At 52.4% G+C, this 19,759-nt stretch carries 10 protein-coding genes, 1 pseudogene and 1 other annotated feature; of the genes and pseudogenes, 10 read left to right on the plus strand and 1 reads right to left on the minus strand.

Annotation, left to right across the window (positions count from 1 at the left end; translation table 11 throughout):
* The first annotated feature begins 32 nt into the window (after window positions 1-32).
* The 7 genes and pseudogenes from WH45_RS14685 (at window position 33) to WH45_RS14715 (ending at window position 7,403) form a co-directional block, all read left to right on the plus strand.
* On the plus strand, window positions 33-833 hold the full coding sequence (locus WH45_RS14685; RefSeq protein ID WP_046215217.1) for a carbohydrate ABC transporter permease: 801 nt from the start codon (window positions 33-35) through the stop codon (window positions 831-833).
* Between the two features lie 224 nt (window positions 834-1,057).
* Entirely contained in the window at window positions 1,058-2,350 is a 1,293-nt protein-coding gene (locus WH45_RS14690) for an ABC transporter substrate-binding protein (RefSeq protein ID WP_235338385.1), read from the plus strand.
* A 100-nt stretch (window positions 2,351-2,450) separates the two neighbouring features.
* Window positions 2,451-3,257 carry an HAD family hydrolase gene (locus WH45_RS14695; protein ID WP_152663560.1) on the plus strand — a complete coding sequence of 269 codons (807 nt, stop codon included), beginning with the start codon at window positions 2,451-2,453 and terminating at the stop codon, window positions 3,255-3,257.
* The gene (locus WH45_RS14700) at window positions 3,254-3,586 is read left to right on the plus strand and encodes a DMT family transporter (protein ID WP_046215112.1); all 333 of its coding nucleotides are present in this window, start codon (window positions 3,254-3,256) and stop codon (window positions 3,584-3,586) included. Before WH45_RS14695 ends, WH45_RS14700 begins: the two co-directional genes overlap by 4 nt.
* Window positions 3,583-4,620, plus strand: coding sequence for a metallophosphoesterase family protein (locus tag WH45_RS14705; protein ID WP_052723792.1), 1,038 nt, complete (start codon window positions 3,583-3,585; stop codon window positions 4,618-4,620). Before WH45_RS14700 ends, WH45_RS14705 begins: the two co-directional genes overlap by 4 nt.
* A gap of 509 nt (window positions 4,621-5,129) precedes the next feature.
* Window positions 5,130-5,893, plus strand: a pseudogene (locus WH45_RS14710) (alpha/beta hydrolase).
* Between the two features lie 436 nt (window positions 5,894-6,329).
* On the plus strand, window positions 6,330-7,403 hold the full coding sequence (locus WH45_RS14715) for a M42 family metallopeptidase (protein ID WP_046215113.1): 1,074 nt from the start codon (window positions 6,330-6,332) through the stop codon (window positions 7,401-7,403).
* Window positions 7,404-7,751: 348 nt separating this feature from the next.
* Here WH45_RS14715 and WH45_RS14720 read toward each other — a convergent pair whose 3' ends face one another.
* A complete protein-coding gene (locus WH45_RS14720; protein WP_046215114.1) occupies window positions 7,752-8,927 on the minus strand; it encodes an aminotransferase class I/II-fold pyridoxal phosphate-dependent enzyme in 1,176 nt (391 codons plus the stop codon).
* A gap of 221 nt (window positions 8,928-9,148) precedes the next feature.
* Window positions 9,149-9,386 (minus strand) — a binding site (T-box leader).
* Window positions 9,387-9,878: 492 nt separating this feature from the next.
* Between WH45_RS14720 and WH45_RS14730 the strand changes: the two genes are divergently transcribed.
* The 3 genes from WH45_RS14730 to WH45_RS14740 all read left to right on the plus strand — a co-directional run bounded on the left by WH45_RS14730 (window position 9,879) and on the right by WH45_RS14740 (window position 19,719).
* Window positions 9,879-13,364 carry a chitobiase/beta-hexosaminidase C-terminal domain-containing protein gene (locus WH45_RS14730; protein ID WP_046215116.1) on the plus strand — a complete coding sequence of 1,162 codons (3,486 nt, stop codon included), beginning with the start codon at window positions 9,879-9,881 and terminating at the stop codon, window positions 13,362-13,364.
* A 157-nt stretch (window positions 13,365-13,521) separates the two neighbouring features.
* A complete protein-coding gene (locus WH45_RS14735) occupies window positions 13,522-16,353 on the plus strand; it encodes a glycoside hydrolase family 2 protein (protein WP_052723793.1) in 2,832 nt (943 codons plus the stop codon).
* A 69-nt stretch (window positions 16,354-16,422) separates the two neighbouring features.
* Window positions 16,423-19,719, plus strand: a complete 3,297-nt coding sequence (locus tag WH45_RS14740) for a glycosyl hydrolase (protein ID WP_046215117.1) — start codon at window positions 16,423-16,425, stop codon at window positions 19,717-19,719.
* Window positions 19,720-19,759 lie beyond the last annotated feature (40 nt).

The following is a 19,759-nucleotide window of genomic DNA, read 5'->3' on the forward strand; positions in this document are numbered from 1 at the left end:
GTTTGAGCGGCGGTACGGCGCTGCGGTATATCATGCTGACGGTAATCAGTCTGCTGATGGCTTTTCCATTCTATTGGATGGTCATGAGCGGATTCAAGACCAATGATGAGATTTTCCGCTTTCCGCCGACATTTTGGCCGGAGACCTTTCTCTGGAGCAATTATGTGGATGCATGGCATGCGGCTCCATTCGCCCGCTATATTCTGAACAGTATCGGTGTTGGAGCCGCCATTTCACTGCTGCAGATTATCAATTCAAGCATGATGGCGTATGCGCTGACCCATATGCGCTTCCGGCTCAAAGGGCTGTTCACCGGTGTCGTGCTGCTCGGCTACATGATCCCGAGTACAGCCGTCTATCTGCCAAGCTATCTCGTACTGAGCAAGCTGCAGCTGCTGGACAGCTATACGGGGCTGATCCTCTCCAACTGTGTCAGTGTATTCTCGATCTTCCTGATCCGGCAGGCTTTTATGCAGATATCCCATGAGCTGGTGGAAGCCGGACAGCTGGATGGAGCTTCCCATTTCCGGATACTGTGGACGATCATCACGCCTCTGGCACGTTCGACGTTTGCAGTGATGGTGCTCATTACCTTTATCGAGCAGTACAACAACTATTTCTGGCCGATGCTGATCACCAAGAGTCCTGATCTGCAGCTCGTCTCGGCGGGGCTGCGCAGCTTCTTTGTGGAAGGAGGGGCCTATGGTCTGAAATGGCCGCAAATTATGGCCGCCAGCGCGTTTACAATTGCACCACTGCTGATTCTGTTTTTATTTACCCAGAAGACGATTATGCAGAGCGTGAATATGTCGGCAGGCGTGAACAAGAACTAATCCGGAAGCTGTATTGCGATTCTATCCAATAATGAAAATGAGAAGGGAAGAATGTCATGAAACCATTCCGCTTATATGGAAAAGAAATCTTCAAACAACGTTCTAACATGATTAAAGAGAGCGAATACATTAAAAATCCAACCGGTACCTCCGCGCATCTGCCCTCTTCTGCAGCAGGACGACGCACTTCCCGACTGCTGAACTGGAAATCCGGATTGTCGCTTATGCTGATCGCCAGCTTCCTGATGATTACCGCCTGCGGTTCACCGGGCAACAGCGCTACAAGCGCAGCAGGCAGCAGCACGGCATCCCAGGGACCGGTTGAAATCGAATTCTGGTACGGACTCGGCGGCAAGCTGGGCGATAATATGAAAAAGACGATCGATGAGTTCAACGCTTCTCAAAAAGATGTTATCGTCAAAGGCATCGTGCAGGCTGACTATGATGAGACCGGGCAAAAGCTGCAGGCTGCCATCGCTTCCGGACAGGTACCGGCTGCAGTACTCAGCTCCAATATCGACTGGGCCAAAAAAGGCTATTATGCACCGCTGGATCAATTGATCGCTGCAGATCCGGATTTCAAAAAAGAAGACTTTGTACAGACATTCCTGAACCAAGGACAGGTGGATGGCAAGCAGTATTTCCTGCCGATGTACGGTACGACCCAGGTCATGTACTATCGCAAGGATACGCTCAAAGCAAACGGCATCGACCCGGCAAGCCTCACAACCTGGGAAGCGCTCGCGGCAGCTGCTGCCAAAATGACCAAAAAGGAAAATGGCAAAACCACGTTCTACGGCTGGGAGCCAATGTGGGGCAGTGACAATATGATGGATGCCGTACTGAGCAAAGGCGGCAAAATTCTCAGCGACGATGGCAAGACCGTCATGATTGACTCCCCGGAATGGGTGGAGACATGGGATATGTTCCGCAAATGGATTCATGAAGACCAGATTATGACGATTCACTCCGGCGGACAGGGCTGGGAATACTGGTACAAAACGATTGATGATGTAATGAAAAATAAAGCAGCGGGATATACCGGTTCCAGCGGGGATCAGGGTGATCTGGACTTCAAAATCGTCGGAGCAATGGAGCAGCCGGGCTGGCAGGCAGTGGGCGAAGGCAAGCCGGTCGCCAATGCGATTATGGCAGGCATCCCGGCCAAAGCAAGTCCGGAGCAGCAGCAGGCCGCTTTCAAATGGCTGACGTATTTCTCCAAAGCATCCAACACGGCACAATGGTCGATGAATACCGGCTATATCGCGGTTCGTCAATCCGCACTGCAAGATCCTGCTTTCCAGGCGTTCAGCAAGAAAAATCCGCAAATTGAAGTGCCGCTGAAGCAGGCATCCCATGCTTCACCGCCATTCCAGGACCCGACCGGCGGCAAAATTACCGATGCGCTCAAAGTAGCTGCCGACCAGGTACAAATCAACAATGTCCCGGCTGCCCAGGCGCTGCAGGAAGCCAAGGTAAAGGCACAGCAGGAACTGGATCGTGTAAACAGCCGCTGATTACCAAATAACATGTCGCAACGATGAACCATGACAGTGTACAGCAGCCGATGGCACTGTACACTGTCTTCAGGTACACGCAGGAAAGGGAGCAACACCGATGACTGAAATGATGAAAAACATAAGCCATCCACTGGAGCAGGCGAAAAGCATAATGGACGATCTGTCCCGCGTTCAGGCAGTACTGCTGGACAAGGACGGAACACTGCTGGATTTTAACAAGATGTGGGGCTTCTGGACCGATGAAGTGATGCGGCTGGTGAATGTCCGTCTGGCCGAGCACGGATGTTCCCTGGAACAGGAGCAGGTTCCGTACATCTGGGGAACGGTGCATGATGAACACGGGCAGATGACCGATTACGACACCCAGGGACCGCTGGCGATGGGCACGATGGAAGAAGTGTATGCCATACTGATCTGGCATGGTTACCGGGCCGGACTGTCTTGGGCCGTATCCAAATCGATCGTTCATGATTGTATCCGCGAGGCTGATCTCGCTATGGAACGTTCGAAGCCTGCATATCCGCTGCCGGGTGTACGGGAGTTTCTGGAACAGTGCCGGGAGAATGGAATACGGCTTGGCGTAGTCACAGCAGATGATACGGACAATGCCCGCAAGCATCTGCTGTGGATGGGCATGACCGACTATTTTGATGTGATCGTCGGTAATGATGCGGTACGTCAGGGCAAGCCTTTTCCCGATATGGTACAGCTGGCCTGTGAGCAGCTCGGTATCCCGGCAGAGCATACCGTCGTGATCGGCGATACAAGCGGCGATATGCAGATGGGCCGAGCGGCAGGTTGCCTGCTGACGATCGGGATTGGCAGAAGCGATAATATTCAATCGGCGGACGTGGTAATCGATTCCTTTGACCAGCTGCTGCGGCAGGGCGGGGAGCGGAAATGACAGGCAGTACAGGCTGGGTTCTGCTCCTACTCGCCATCGTGCTGGAACTGGCCGGTACGATTATGATGAAAATGTCGGATGGCTTCAGCCGCATCCTGCCGTCTGTACTGATGTTCGTCTGCTATGGAGCCAGCTTCACTATGCTGAACTATGCAGTTCGTTATATGCCGATCAGTATTGCCTATGCGATCTGGTCGGGCGTGGGTATCACACTGATCAGCATTGCCGGTTACTACTTTTTCGGAGAACGATTGAAAATAGCCTCCGTCTGCTGGATGGTGCTGATTATTGTCGGAATTATCGGATTGAAATGGAGCGATGCACAATGAAGCAATCGGAAATGAACCTCATCGGACAGCAGGAGAAGAGCTGTCCGAATCAACCGTTAGCCAGCTTTCAGGTCATTACGGATACACATGTCACCGACGATCCGCAGCATATTCACAACCTCCACTGGGAACAGGCACTCGCGGATATTGCCCGATATGGTCAGAACAGCCTCGGCGTTATGCATGTGGGCGATGTAACGGATCATGGCCTGGAAGCGGAATACAGAGAGCTGCACCGGATATGGGAGCCGTATCGGGAGCAGCTGCCACCGTTCTTTTTTACAATGGGCAATCATGATGTAGGCGACTTTATCTGGGAGGAAGCGCCGCAGGAACTGACTGGACTGACCGGCCAGCAGCTGCTGGAATTGTGGGAACAGTACCAGTCTCAGATGGCAGCAGAAGCATCCCTCAAAAAGGAAAAAGATTCCGCAGCGGCCCGGCAGCTGTGGCAGCGCCGAATCGGCAATTTTAACGAAGCGACGGGTACAAGAGGTTCCTACCACGATCACTGGATCGGCGGATATCATTTCATCTTCATCGGTACCGAGCAGCCGCTGTCCAAAGACTGCCATCTGTCGGACGAGCAGCTGGAATGGATCGATCACAAGCTGGCCGAACAGTCTTCCCCGGACCAACCGATCTTCCTGTTCCTGCATCAGCCGCTCATCAATACGGTAGCCGGCTCTCTGGAACAGCAGGGCTGGTACGGGGTCCATCAGGACGAGCAGCTGCGCCGCATCCTGTCCCGCTACTCACAGACGATCCTGTTCACCGGCCATACCCACTGGCAGCTCGGCGCACCGCACACCCACTACGACGGCCAGGGCCAACTGCCTACCATGTTCAATGCTTCATCCGTCGGCTACCTGTGGACAGACGAAGACGAATACCTGCTGGGCAGCGAAGGCTACTACGTAGAAATTCACAAATCGCATGTACGCGTCCGAGGCAGAGACTTCACCACAGGCACCTGGATCGAACAAGCCGACTACACCGTCCCATATCCCATCTCGGCTGCCCTGATCGAATAGGGTAGACGATCCGCTCTATGCTCTACAATCAATAGCATGCGGACAAAGGCTAAATGACTACACGAATTAATTGTGTAAATTCATGAATCGCATGTATTGGCCAAATCTCAAAATTACGTAGGTTGCTAAAGCTGAAAAACTCACCAGAATTGCATGTTCCTAGAACCGAAAGGTCTGAGCTTGAAACAATCTTGCATTTAAAGTAGATAGGCAACTCCAACTGCATTCCATCCACAGAACGTAAGAAAAGAAATAAGAGCAGCGGACGACCTTTAAGCCTGGAGATCCCCATTTTCAATATCCAATTCAGGGATCTCCAGGCTTAACCGGATGACGTGCTCTTATTCTTTTCTGAAGTGGATGCAAGTAGATTCGAGTGGATGCAAGTAGATGCACCCCACCCGATTAGGCTCCCCCCTGCAATTGTGGTATCCTTACATCTGGTTCTGCTTTTACAGCAGTCATTCTGTTTATAATATAGAGAAAATAGAATTGGAGAGATGATCCGGATGAAATTGGTTCCGCCTCAGTCATTTACCTATCGCGGGGGAGCGAGGGCTGCCCTGCTGCTGCACGGGTATACCGGCAACACGCTGCATGTCCGCAAGCTGGGACGTTTCCTGAATGATAGAGGGTATACCTGTCATGGACCCCTGTACAAAGGGCATGGCAGTACCCCGGACGAACTGCTGCATACCAAGCCATCCGAATGGTGGAAAGATGCCGTAGAAGGATATGAATACCTGGAGCGGGAAGGGTACGAAGAGATCGCGATCGTGGGCGTATCGCTGGGTGGTGTGTTTGCTCTGCGGCTGGGTACCCTTTTCCCGGCCAAAGCGATTGTATCGATGTGTGCGCCTGTACGTGAAAAAGGCAATGAAGATATCCTCAGACGGGTGCTCGAATACGCTCACTGGTTCAAGTCCATAGAAGGCAAGGACGAGCCACAGATCCAAAGGGAACTGCAGGAACTGGCTGCCGAGCCGCTGCACAGTCTGGATCAGCGCTGCGCGAATTGATCGCTTCAACAGCGCGTCAGGTCAAGCGCATCGCTGCGCCCACACTGATTATGCAGGGGGAGCTGGATGAAGAGCTGTACCACGAGAGTGCCCGGATCATTTATGAGGAATTGACCGTGCCGGTCAAGGAGCTGAAATGGTATGATCAGTCCGGTCATATTCTTACCATGGACAAGCAGCATGATCTGGTGTTTGAGGATGTGTATCGATTCCTCGAGAGTCTGGAATGGGATGCGGCAGGAACGACACTCTAATGGAAAGAACGATTGGGCATTGATGAATAATGCTGTCTGGCCTAACGATTAATAAATCATAAGCCGAATCGTTAAAAAGTGAAGCACGCTTATTGACCGGTAAAAAGGCATGAAGCGTGCTTTTTCGCATCATCTAGGATGTGGATAAGAGGATAACAGTTCGGAGAAGCAATCGCATGCAGTACAGACTAGCATTTTATACAGTGCTGCACAAATGATAGCGTGTATGTACCCGTTAGTATATGAAATGCCCGCCATGAGAACAATGCAGAATGTTTGCGAATAACGTCAGGTTGCCCTACAATCAATCTCATAGCTTTCTGTTTTCGGGACCTTTATGCCGGAAAGGTAACATCAAGCATAAGGACAGAGTATGTATAGCAGAAGACATGGCCTATATTTACCACTACGCAACTGTAAAAGGAGAGACGACAGCATGGATGAAATGACACTAATGATGAAGGAACTGACCGAGACGGATGGAGTATCCGGATTTGAACGGAATGTTCGGGACAAGATGGCGGGTTATCTGGAACCGTTGTCCGATGAAATACTCAAAGATCGCCTCGGCGGTATTGTTGGCCGAAAAACCGGACGTGCAGCCGGTCCCAAAGTGTTGATTGCCGGCCATCTGGACGAGATCGGATTTCTCGTGACCAGCATCACGTCAAAAGGATATCTCAAATTCCAGCAGCTGGGCGGCTGGTGGCCTCATTCGGTCATGTCTCAGCGTGTAAAAGTCAAAACGCGCAAAGGCGATTATATCGGCATCGTCGGTTCCAAACCGCCTCATATTCTAGAGGCTGCCGAACGGGAGAAAGTCGTACCGCTCAAAAACATGTACATCGATATCGGCGCAAGAGATGCGGACGATGCCAAAGCGATGGGCGTGCGTCCGGGTGACTGGATTGTACCGGTATCCGAATTTACGACGATGCGGGATGATGAACTGTGGGTCGGCAAAGCGATCGATAATCGTGCAGGCTGTGCACTCGCTGTTGAAGTCATGAAGCGTCTGCAGCAGCAGGAACATCCCAATGTACTGTATGCCGGAGCGACCGTACAGGAAGAAGTCGGTCTGCGCGGGGCAACCACGATCGCCAATCTGGTGGAGCCGGATATCGCTTTTGCATTGGATGTTGGAGTGGCAAGCGATATGCCTGGTCTGGAATCCCAGCCGGTGCAGACCAGTGTCGGTGACGGTCCGCTGATCCTCCTCTTCGATGCCAGCATGATTCCGCATAACGGTCTGCGTGATCTGGTGATGGATACGGCAGAGGAGCTGAATATTCCGCTGCAGGTCGATTCCATACCCGGAGGCGGAACCGATGGCGGCAAGTTCCATCTGAGCGGCAAAGGCTGTCCAACCCTGTCAGTTGGCTTCCCGACGCGCTATATTCATACACACAATGCCATTATGGCGAAAAAGGACTTTGATCAGGCAGCAACGCTGCTGACAGCTGTAATCCAGAAGCTGGACTGGGATCTGGTCAACGAGCTGTTTGGCTGATTGCGGCTTCGTCTAGGTCCATTTGTTTCAGGTTTTAAAAAAGCAAGGGTTTCACCTATACAAATGCGGTATATACAGAAGCAAGGCAGTTCCGCTGGTGATCAGGCGGAGCTGCCTTGCTTTTTGCCGTCCTGCCGGAGTCTGCGTTGCAGCAGCACATAAAACCATCTGCATGGACTATTTTCATTGCAGCAACTGTATAAACAATGACTTTCAGCATTGTCTGCTGCCGACACAAGAGTAAGCCCACCCATTTGTACGGCCTCTTGCGCCGCTGCAACCGGTACAGCTACCTATAGCTGGCTATCATACTTTCCTGTCCGGCAGTCCAGCATGGTTTGTGGCATTCTACAGCCGCTGCATGAACAGCTGCATCCGATCCAGTGCCTGCTCCAACTTGGCAGGGGAAGTCGCGTACGAGCAGCGGATGAATCCTTCGCCGCCTTTGCCAAAAGCAGTGCCCGGTACAGCCAGTACATTCATTTCCTTGAGCAGCCGCTCGGCGAACTGGTCCGAAGTCAGTCCGGTATGCGCGATGGAAGGGAAAGCGTAAAATGCACCCTGCGGTTCGTGGCATGGCAGGCCAATCTGGCGCAGGCCGCTTACGAACATGCGGCGGCGTTCGTTGTACGATTCCATCATCCGGTCCTTGGCCTCCAGACCATGCGGCTTCAATGATTCCAGAGCCGCGATTTGGCCGAGGATGGGCGCACACATTACGGTATACTGGTGGATTTTGAGCATCGGCTTAATGAGTTCTTCCGGTCCGCATACATAGCCGATACGCCAGCCAGTCATGGCAAAGGCTTTGGAAAAGCCGCTGATCAGCAGGGTACGTGCCTTCATGCCCGGCATGGAGGCGAAGCTGACATGCTTGGACCCGTAGGTCAGCTCTGCATAAATCTCGTCGGAGAGCACAGTCAGATCGTATTTTTCCACGAGCCGGGCGATCGGCAGCCAGTCTTCATAGCTCATAATGCCGCCGGTCGGATTGCTCGGATAGCTGAGAATGAGCAGCTTGGAGCGCGGTGTGATTTTGGATTCCAGTTCAGCGGCAGTCAGTTTGAATCCATTGTTGGCCTGTGTCTCAATCTCCACCGTTCTGCCGCTGCACAGTCCGGTGATGGGCGAATAGGACACATAGCAGGGGGAAGGAACGAGAATCTCGTCTCCCGGGTTGATCAGTACCCGCAGTGCCAGATCGAGTGCTTCGCTGCTGCCGATGGTCACCATCATCTCGTGAACGGGATCATAGTCCAGCTGGTAGCTGGTATTCAGATAGCCGGCGATACTTTCACGGAGTTCGAGCAGTCCGGCATTGGGTGTATATTCGGTGCGTCCTTCTTCCAGCGCGCGGATACAAGCTTCCCGTACAGCCCGCGGCGTGGTAAAGTCCGGCTCTCCAATTCCGAGGGATATAATGTCTTCCTGTCCGGAAGCATAGTCGAAAAACTTGCGAATGCCCGATGGCGGCATCTGCTGTACCTGCGGGGTGATCAGACTGCTTTTGGTCAATGAACTCATGATTGTTCCTCCTCGGTGAAGCCTGTCCGTCAGGATGGCTTCGTTTCTTTTATCGTGCTGCTGAAATATGGTCAGATCCCGGCAAGCGGGCGTGAAGATCAGACAGAGCAGCGGCTGATTGGATACGACAGTGGCAGCTTGGTCTGGATAGCATGGCAGGTTGCAGAGAGGGCAATATTTCTGCGGACAGCCTTTTGGAAAACAAAAAGAGCCCGCCCCTGAAAAGGGACGAGCTCTGCCCGTGTTACCACCCTGGTTCCACTTCATGACAAAGTGGCACTCTGCAACGTATCCATCAATACGTGTTCCCGTTAACGCTGGAAATGCGGCAGCACCTACTGTAATGTTCAGCCTGCTTCTCGGGGATGGCTTCGGCTATATTCTGAACGTTGGCTTGCACCTTATCCAACTCTCTGTAGATCAGAATCATAGCGTACTCTTTCCCGTCACGGAATGTATATATGCATCTATATAACCAAAAGGTTCATGTTCAATCCAATGGATTCAGGATCAGGGAGATTGACTCCGGCAATCCTGCTTATTTCGACCGGTCAAAATCGTAGGCTCATTATAATCCGGTTTTTTGCAGATTGCAATAGGCTTTTTTTGGCATGGAATTCTGAACCGGTTCGTAAATGCTGCAGCGGCAAGGTGACAGGCCATGTCTGATATTTGTTCAAGTTTTTCGTTATTTTGTTCAACGATACCTAAAATTCCATCTTCGCAGTTCTGTATATTCTTCAATTTATTCTGTGTTTTTTTCAATTTGTAAGCGCTATCTTTGACCTATGATGAAGAAGGATTCAGTTTCTCGTTTCCCCTGTTATTCCGGCATTTATATGCAGTTTCGCCAGCCGGAATCGTACACGGTAATGGGAACTGGACAGCCCTTGGCCAGAGCGTCGGAAGCAGGCTTACTTAATTATCCTTATGCGAAAAGGAGAGGAAGGAATGAACAAAAAAGCGAGGTCGGCATTCAGCATTGTGGGCACGTCCATTTTATTGCTTTCGCTTGTCCTGCCTTCAGTAAGTGTACCGTCCAAAGCACAGGCAGCAGAACCAGCCGCCAGTGCAGCAGCAGTGACCCGTACGATCAGCATTGACCCCGAAAATGTGGTGCAGTCGGACTTTCTCGGTGTAGGGGTCAATATTATTCCGACCAACACGATGGATCTTGGCCGGAAGTACGGGTATAACGATGCCTATTGGGCGATGGATGTGAACCGGATTCAGAAAATCCAGCCGAAAGTCGCCAGAGTCTGGTTCCAGATCGACTGGATGGAGCCGGAGAAGGGACAGTATACCTTTGACAGTCCCAAGATGAAAGAGTTCTATCGTTATCTGGATGCTCTCAAAAGCGCCGGTACGGAAGTCGAACTGAACTTTGGCTGGAAGGTAGGCAAGACGGTTCAGGACTGGTTTAATTTCCCAGATCTGAAAGACCCTTATGTGAGCGCACCAACCGACCTCAATGCCTACGCGGCTTCGGCTTCAGCCGTATTGAACGAGCTGCTGAACGAGCGCGGATATGACAATGTCAAATATATGACCTTTTACAATGAATCCAACGGCAGCTGGGATTTCGAAGGTCCTGCCGATCAGAAAGCCTATTTTGCCGAGATGACACGCAAAGTAAGCGACCGTCTCAAAACAGATGGACTGCGCGACCGGATCCAGATCTGGGGACCGGAGGAATCGGGAGCGCTGAACTGGATAGAATATATGAAACAGAATGCCGATAGCGCTTTTGATGCCTATACTTTCCATGTGTATGGCACCGGCTATGAAGGACTTGAAAAAGTCATTAGTGACCGCACCAGCATAACCGGCGGCAAACCGGTCGTTATGACCGAATTTGGCTGGGCTGATGACAATGCGAGCAACTGGGATGCCGGATTTGCCAATTCCGTGATTCGTGCAGCCAATGATGGTCTGAAAGGGGCATTAATGTGGCAGATGAACGGTGCCTGGACGTCCGATCCGGATGGAGACACGAACGGTACGTATACGATGTGGAGCTCGCTGCCGCTCGACCGGACGCCGCGTAAAACTTACTATTCCGCCGGCTTCCTGAACCGCTACATTCCGGAACACAGCGATGTTCTCACTGCGGATACCGGAGGAGCAGACGATATCCGTGCTGCTGCCTTCAAGGGTAAAGACGGCAACTATACCGTACTGGTGGAATCCAAAGGTGGCGAAGCCAAAAATATCAATTTCAACTTTGGCGGTACAGATGTGAATAAAACGTTCTACAAAATGACTTACCGCGATAATGTCAATATAGACGCAAATGCGATACTTCCGCAGGTGGAAAAAGCATTTGCTGCAACCCGTTCCTTTACCGACAATGATACGGATACCGGCTATCATTTCTCCATTTATACGACAGCCAAGCCGCAGACCCAGGTAGCGGTCACGCCGGTAGAGAAGACGATTACCGGAGCAAGCACATTGCAGCTCGATGCCAAGGTAATTGATGCAGTGTACAGCGGACAGACGATCGTCACCGAAGATACGTATGGCATGGATGAAGCTTCTGCAACTGCTGGAGAAGAAGCAGCAGACAATACACAGTCTGCGACAGCTGACGATGACAATCCGGATGAAAATGCACAAACTAATGCAGCTTCCTCCACTCAAGCAGTAGATGGCAGCCGTACAGCAGCAAGCTCCACAGCTCTGGCTGTACAAAATGATACTGCATCGACAAGTACAAATACCGCTGCGGCTGTAGAGAACGATGCTGAACCAGCTGCTGTCGGTACGGTCAATGAAGATACGTACAGCGACGCAGCCGATGAAGAGCAGTCTGCGGCGGCAGCCGGTAATGTTACATGGACCGTACTCGGAATTAATAACGGAACGATTACTCCAAATGGTCTCTATACCGCACCGGATCTCGCTTCCGAGCGTCTGGTAGCGATCAAGGCCACCAGTAGCAATGAAGTGGGCGCTTATGGAATAGCACTTATCAAAGTCATTCCGCGTTCCATTCCTACCCGGGTGGATGCACCGACATTCAGCCTGAAGCCGGGACTCTATGACTCGGCGGAAGTGGTATTTATCGAGACCAAGACACCGGGAGCACAGATTTACTACACCATGGATGGCACGACACCGACAGCATCTTCCAGATTGTACAAGCATGGAGCGGTTCTGCCAAACGGCGGCAACCGGATGCTCAAGGCAATAGCGATCAAGCCGGGATTGGATAACTCAGGTGTTACCGCAGCCCTTTACAAAACAAGGGATGTAGCAATTGGACCGGATGGATATGAATTCTGTATGTACGAAGGCAAGGTATGCGAATTCACCGGTGAAGCGATGGTCGCTTACGGGGCAGACGGCATTTTCAAATATAAAACATTTACAGATGATGTGGAGTGTACGGATGAGTCGTTTGGTGTTGATCCGGCACCAGGCATCGCCAAACGCTGCTTCTTCACCAACGATATTCCGGATGAGACACCGGTAGTCACCATATTTAACGCAGGATTTGAGAAGCCCGGAACAAGCAGCACGCGTACCGGACCGTTAACCAACGGATGGACATTTGATTCCCGTTCGGGCGTATCTCTAAATGGGAGCGATCTGGTAGGTGATAAAATTGTTGCACCGTCAGGGGTGCAAGTAGGTTACCTGAAAACAGATGGTGGTGTGAATGGTACACTCACCCAGCAGCTAAATTTCCCGGCGGGCACGTATGAAATGAGCTTTGATCTGGCGACCCGCGCAGATTATGGGGTGCAGAAGTTTGATATCTATGTGGACAACGAGAAGATTGACTCATTTGCACCTGAATTTACCAATTATCAAAAGGTAACCACTGAACCATTTACGGTAACTGCAGGCAAGCATACGGTGAAATTTGTAGCCAACTCGGTAGTGACTAATGATACAGATCATACCGCTTTTCTGGATAACGTGTTTATCCGTGTAGCCAACAGTCTGCCTGCCCAACTGAAAAATGGTGGGTTCGAGACACCGGTCATTCCGGCTGACAGCAAGTCCAAAACGAAACCGGGTCCATTTACCAGTGACTGGGTATTTGACAGCCGTTCCGGTGTTCAAGCCAATAACAGTGTACTGGGCAATGTAACCATACCGGAAGGTGTACAGAGTGCCTATCTGAAAACGGACAATGGCATCAACGGTACGATTACCCAAAAGCTGAAGTTCCCGGGCGGTTCGTATACGCTCAGCTTCAAGTCAGCCCAACGTACCAATCTTAACAAAAATATCCAGAAGTTTAATTTTGTGGTAGATAATCAGGTCGTGGGCAGCTATGCCCCTGAATCCGGCAGCTATGTCGCCTATACGACAAGTCCTTTCACGGTCACAGCCGGGGAGCATACACTCAGGTTTGTCGCCACTTCCACGTCGGGTGACAATACAGCCTTTATCGATGATGTGAAGCTGAACCTAATCCAATAAGCATTTGGTACACATGGCAAAACAGAGCCGAAGCTGTCACGGATCGGCTCTGTTTTGCTGGTATTACCACATAGCAGGCAGATCTGCTGCATCGGGATGTATACATGAGAGGCAATGAGTAACTGCAAACCGTTCGCAGCAAAAGGAGAGGAAAATTATGAATACGAGGCAGGCCATAAGCAAGGATATGCTGGATCGACAGAGCTTTCAGGCACAATTCACACCATGGGATCAGCCTGCCCGGCAGGTGGAGATACAGCCGGTAATCCGTCAGGACGGAATCGACAGTGATCGACTGCTGAACGGTTCGCTTCAATTGGCTCCGGAGCTGGTGCTGGATGGGAATTGGGAAATGGCAGAGGGCGGAGAGGATCAGGAGCGTCTGCAGGGGCAATGGAATGATGTTATTCCGGTTCGCGTACCGGGCAGCATTCATCAGGCGCTGGTGGAGGCAGGTGTCATCGGCGATCCTGCATTTGGGGAGAATGCCGATATTGCCAAAACCTACAGTCACAAGACATGGTGGTACAGATGTACATTTACACTGGACCCGGACAAGGTCTGGAGGCATCCGCGGCTGAGCTTTGCCGGGGTCTCGCCTGCATGTGAAGTCTGGCTGAACGGTCACCCACTCGGGGAGCATACCGGTGCATTCGGCGGTCCGGAGCATGATATCTCCGCCCTCGTGGAGCAGGAAAACATATTAATTGTCAAAGTCCATCCGGCACCGCTCGGCAATGAGTGGAATATCTGGCATTCGACCGTTGTCTTCAACTGCAATTACGGCTGGCATTATGTCAATCTGCCGGCTGTCGGCATCTGGCAGAGCGTACGGGTGCATGGAGAACCGGACGTCTCGATCCAACATCCGTATATGGCTGCGCTGAGCGAGGAGAATGCAGCCCGGGGAATGATGGATTTGTCGCTCACACTAACGGCGCGGGAGTGGGCTGGATCAGGTGTGCTGCAGGGCTGGATCGAGCCGGATAATTTTGCCGGACAGGGTATTACGTTCAGCCAGCAAATTTCTGGAGAAGAAATGTCTGCAGCAGGGGAAATGAAAATGCATCTGCAGCTGCAAATTCCGGATCATCGGATGTGGTGGCCGCTGGATATGGGAGAGCAGCATCTGTACCGGTTGAAGCTGGCTTTTGTCCCGGATTACGCGGCAGACTCTCTGTCAACAGGGCGGAAGGAACACGATATATCCGTCAAGGAAGTGCTGGGGGATCAGTGTGAGCTGACTTTTGGCATTCGGCACATCCGCATGGACCCGCTGCCGCAGGGGCAGCAGCCGGACATGTACAACTGGACATTTATGGTGAACGGCAGGCCGTTTTTTGCCAAAGGAACCGGCTGGTGTACCATGGACGCGCTGATGGACTTTCGCCGTGAGAAATATGAGCATTTCCTCCGGCTGACCGCAGAGCAGCATGTGAACTTTATGCGCGCCTGGGGCGGCGGGATGCCGGAGACCGATGATTTCTATGATATATGTGACCGGCTGGGCATTCTGATTATGCAGGAATGGCCGACCTGTTGGGGCAGTCATGCCAACCAGCCGTATGATGCCCTGGAAGAGACGGTAATTGTAAACACGCTGCGTCTGCGCAATCATCCTTCCCTCATCATGTGGGGCGGCGGCAATGAGACGAGCAGTGAGCTGGAGCATGAGAGTATGCAGATGATGGGGCGCTGCAGTGTGGAGCTGGATGGGACACGCCCCTTTCACCGTACCGATCCGCTGGGCGGCAGTACGCATGACCATATCGTCTGGAATGGCTGGACACCGGCGTACAGCTTTGACTATTATGCCGGGCTGGATGATATGATGCTGAGCGAATTCGGTCTGGCTTCCTCGCCCAATATGGAGTCGGTGAAGCGATATCTGCCGGAAGAGGAGCGTCATGTCTGGCCGCCGGAACCGGGTAAAAGTTTCTATCATCATCTGCCGGCTTTTGATACCCGGGATGAGATGCGGATTCTATCCGAGTTCGCGGATTCGTTTGTGCCGTGTGATTCGCTGGAGAACTTTGTTGCCGGTACCCAGATGGCTCAGGTCGTCTCGCTGCGCCACAAGATGGAGCGTGCACGATGCCACTGGCCGGAGCAGATTGGAGTCGTGACGTACAAGCTGAATGATGTCTATCCCGGCGTGTCATGGGCAACGATCGACTGGTATGGTGTCCCCAAGATGTCGCACTATTTTACGGCAGATGCCTATGCGCCGCTGATGGTATCTGTCGTGTTCGACAAGCTGAACAGTCCCGAGCAGCAGTCCTTGCCAGTGTATCTGCTGGATGACCGGGAGCAGCTGGAGGGAGAATGGACAGCCGGAGTGCGGGTGTATAACGCCAGACTGGAAGTTATGCTGTCAGAGTCGTGGCAGGACAGCGATTCCAATGGACAGGTACGAAGGCTGGGACAGCTGGAAATGCCGGGAAGCCAACTGGAAGACGCACCGCTCTTGGTCGTGGCGGAGATCGTACAGGCGGATAATGTGCTGAATCGTACCTTTTACTGGATCAACTTTGACGCGAGACAGGGAGTGCTGATGAATCTGCCGTCTGCCAAGCTGGAGCTGCAGATTCAGGAGCATCAGCAGCATCAGGGAGATCAAAGAGAACATCATATTCAGCCACATCAGGCAAATCAGCCCAAGCCGCCCAATCAGGCAGACATGCAGGAAAATGTATACGAAGCGGCTAATCCGGCTGGAAGCACTCATCATTCATTTACAGACCGTTATTCCGGCCGCTATCCGTATCCAGTCACGGTCACCAACCGTGGAAGCTATCCGGCGGTGGCAGTAGAGCTGTATCAGACAGTTCAGGAGACCCCGGCTTCACAGCAGGTTGGGGCAATAGAAGATGCGCCGTTCATGGCTGAAGATAATTTTATCTGGCTGGATGCCGGTGAGAGCCGGACGATACATGTCAGCAGTGTCCGCAATATAGCGGTGCGTGCCTGGAACTGTCGTCATTCATGAGCAGAGGAGACAGGGACGAAGTGCAGTTGTTCCATAACGATATTTGCAAAGTAAAAGGTGGAGATACCGATGAATCGTTCGAACTTTTCTTCAGCTGAGACGGCGTATGCTCCAAATCATCCAACGACCGGTTCGGCGGAGCGGATTTTCCGGCAGCTGCATGATCCGCCGGCAGTGTACCGGGCAATTCCGTTCTGGTCGTGGAATGACCGACTGGACCCGGAGGAGATTCGCAGGCAGGTACGCGAGATGAAGCAGGCGGGAGTGGGCGGATTTATTATGCATGCCCGCGCCGGGCTGGAGACGCCCTATCTGGATGAAGAATGGATGGACTGTATAGCAGCCGGGATCGAGGAAGGGCAGCAGCTGGGGATGCAGGTGTGGTGTTATGACGAGAACGGCTGGCCAAGCGGATTTGCCGATGGGGTAGTCCCGCAGCTGGGACTGGATTACCAGCAAAAGTGGCTGAAAATGGAAAGGATTGATCCGGAAAAGGAAAAGCATTCCGCAGTAACAACCGATGATGCTGCCGTTGCCAAGAGCCAGAGCTGCACCATTGCCTGGTATGTTTGCCGGGAGGGGCGCTATGTGCAGATTCCGCAGGAACAGCAAGAGCAGGCGGAGCTGCGTCTTTATTACGAAGTGAATCCGTATTATATCGACACGCTGGATGCGAAGGTTGTTCATGCTTTTATCGAATCGACCTACGAGAAATATGCAGATCGGTTTGCTGTGCATTTCGGTCAGGCGGTGTACGGCATATTTACCGATGAACCGCAGTATGGACGCAATCAGGTGCCGTGGTCATTTACCCTGGAGCAGCAGTTCCGGCAGGCTTATGGAGAGGAGCTGCTGGATATTCTGCCGCTTCTGTTTCTGGAAGAGGATGGATATGAATCGGCGCGCTACCGGTTCTGGGAGCTGGTAACCAGACTGTTCTCGGAATCTTTTATGAAGCAGATCGGTGACTGGTGCGAGGAACATCAGCTGCGTCTGACGGGACATGTGGTGAGTGAAGATCATCTAACAGCACAGACCGGAGCGGTCGGAGATGCGATGGCTTCGTATGCCTATATGCAGACTCCGGGCATCGACTGGCTCGGCCGCTTCATCAGCAATCCACTGACGCCCAAGCAGGCCAGTTCGGCAGCCCGTCAGCTGGGGCAGAAATTTGTACTCTCCGAGACGTTTGGCTGCAGCGGCTGGAATGTATCCTTTGCCGATCTGAAATGGATTGCCGAGTGGCAGTATGTGCATGGCATCAATCTGATGTGCCAGCATCTGGAAGGCTACAGCTTGCGCGGCATCCGCAAGCGGGATTATCCGCCGTCCCTGTACTACCAGCAGCCCTGGTGGGAGGAATACAGCCGGTTTAATGATTATTTTGGGCGGTTATCGATGCTGCTGGCAGAGAGCCGCAGACAGGTCGATATCCTGCTGCTGCATCCGATCCGCTCTTCCTGGATCGTCTACAACAATCGCACCACAGAGGATGGCGAGCGGATTCATGAGGACTTTGTACAGATCAGCGACTGGCTGTGCGGGCTGCAGTACAGTCATGATTATGGCTCGGAGAGCATTATTGCCAATCACGGAGCAGTCAAAGACGGACAGTTTGTGGTGGGACAGGCAGCCTACAAGCTGGTTATTCTGCCGCCGATGGTCACGCTGGCAGAGCGGACGCTGGAATTGCTGCTGGAATTCGTTCGCCAGGGCGGCCGGGCGATCGCGCTTGGTACATTGCCGGTAATGGTCAATGGGCGTCAGGATAAGCGGCTGACAGAACTGGCATCCTACGTATCCTGCTTGCCGCTGAATCATCTATCTCTGGCAGATCATCTCGCCGGTCATCTGGAAGCCGGCATAACCATTCGTGATCTGGTACAGCTACCGTCTGCCGGACCATCTGATGCCGCTTCCCTGTCGGAACAAAGCGTACCGGACAGTGCACCGATCCTGAGTCAGATCAGTACACTCGGAGAATATACCCTCTGCTATCTGGTGAATACCGACCGGATGCACAGTTACAATGCCGAGATCCTGCTGCCCTATCACGGAGAGCTGGAGCAGATCGAGCTGGAAAAGGGAAAGGTTATGCCTCTGACAGATACAGTTGGCAATGATCCCGTACAATCTGGACAAGGTGTAGTGGTTAGACTTTCCTTTGCTCCTGCGCAGTCTTATATGCTGCGCCTGCGGACAGAACAGGCTGTTGCCGCACAGCAGGATGCAGCAGGGCGAACAGATACGACGGATACAACGGATGCGGCTTCAATCCAAAGCAACTTACGAACAGCAGAAGATGGCCCAGCTGCAGCTGTGGACACATCGGTGCAGCAGATTATCCGGACAGGGAAGTCCTGGCAGCTCACCCGCAGTGATATGAACAGCCTGACCCTGGATACATGCCGCCTGCGTGTGGACAGAGGAGAATGGTCGGGAGTGCAGCCGGTTATTTTCCTGCAGGATCAGCTGGTCGGTCTCGGTCATCCGGTAGCAATTGAACTGGAATTCACAGTAGAGGCACTGCCCGGAGATTATCTGAACCGGGAAATGTACCTGATTATCGAACAGCCGGAGCAGTATGTGATCAGCATCAATGACCGCCTTCTTGAGCAGCGGGAGCTTGGGTGGTGGCGGGATATTGCTTTTCGCAAGCTGGATATGACAGGTTATCTGACCGCCGGGCCTAACCGGATTACGCTGGCGCGCCATTTTGCCAATTCTGCCGAAACGTATGAAGCCGTAGCGAGAGCCAAAGCGTTCGAATCCGAAGGCAACAAGCTCTTCTACGACACGGAGATCGAGAGCATCTATCTGCTGGGCGATTTTCATGTAAATAGCAGTGCAGGATATATCCTGGTGGGGAATGGTGCAATCTATACCGAGGGTTCTTTCCGGCTGGAGGAACCGCAGTCTGTTATGCAGACCGGCGATCTGACGACCCAGGGACTGAACTTTTATGCAGGCAATGTGCAGCTGTCCCAGCAGCTGATCCTGCCAGAAATGGAAGCTTCGCAGCGCGTCTGGTTCCGTTTTGACCGCCCGGATGCAGTACTGTCAAGGCTGTGGTGGAACGGGCAGGAAGTGCATACTTTTATGTGGGCGCCATATGAAGTGGAGATTACGGATTATATTCAGGCAGGGGAAAATGAACTGACCATCGAGCTCATGTCCAGCTGCCGCAATCTGCTCGGTCCTCATCATCATGTACGCGGGGAGCTGACTATGGTAGGTCCGGACAGCTTCAAGGATACGCCGAGCTGGACAGACGGGGACCACCCGGAACGACATATTTATACCGATCGGTACTGTCTGACTGCCTTTGGACTCAAGGGAAGCCCGGAGATTATTATAAAAGAATAACACTGGTATAAAAGGGTGATAGTAGTATAAATCAATCAGT

The organism is Paenibacillus wulumuqiensis, from assembly GCF_000971965.1.
Lineage (GTDB): Bacteria > Bacillota > Bacilli > Paenibacillales > Paenibacillaceae > Saccharibacillus > Saccharibacillus wulumuqiensis.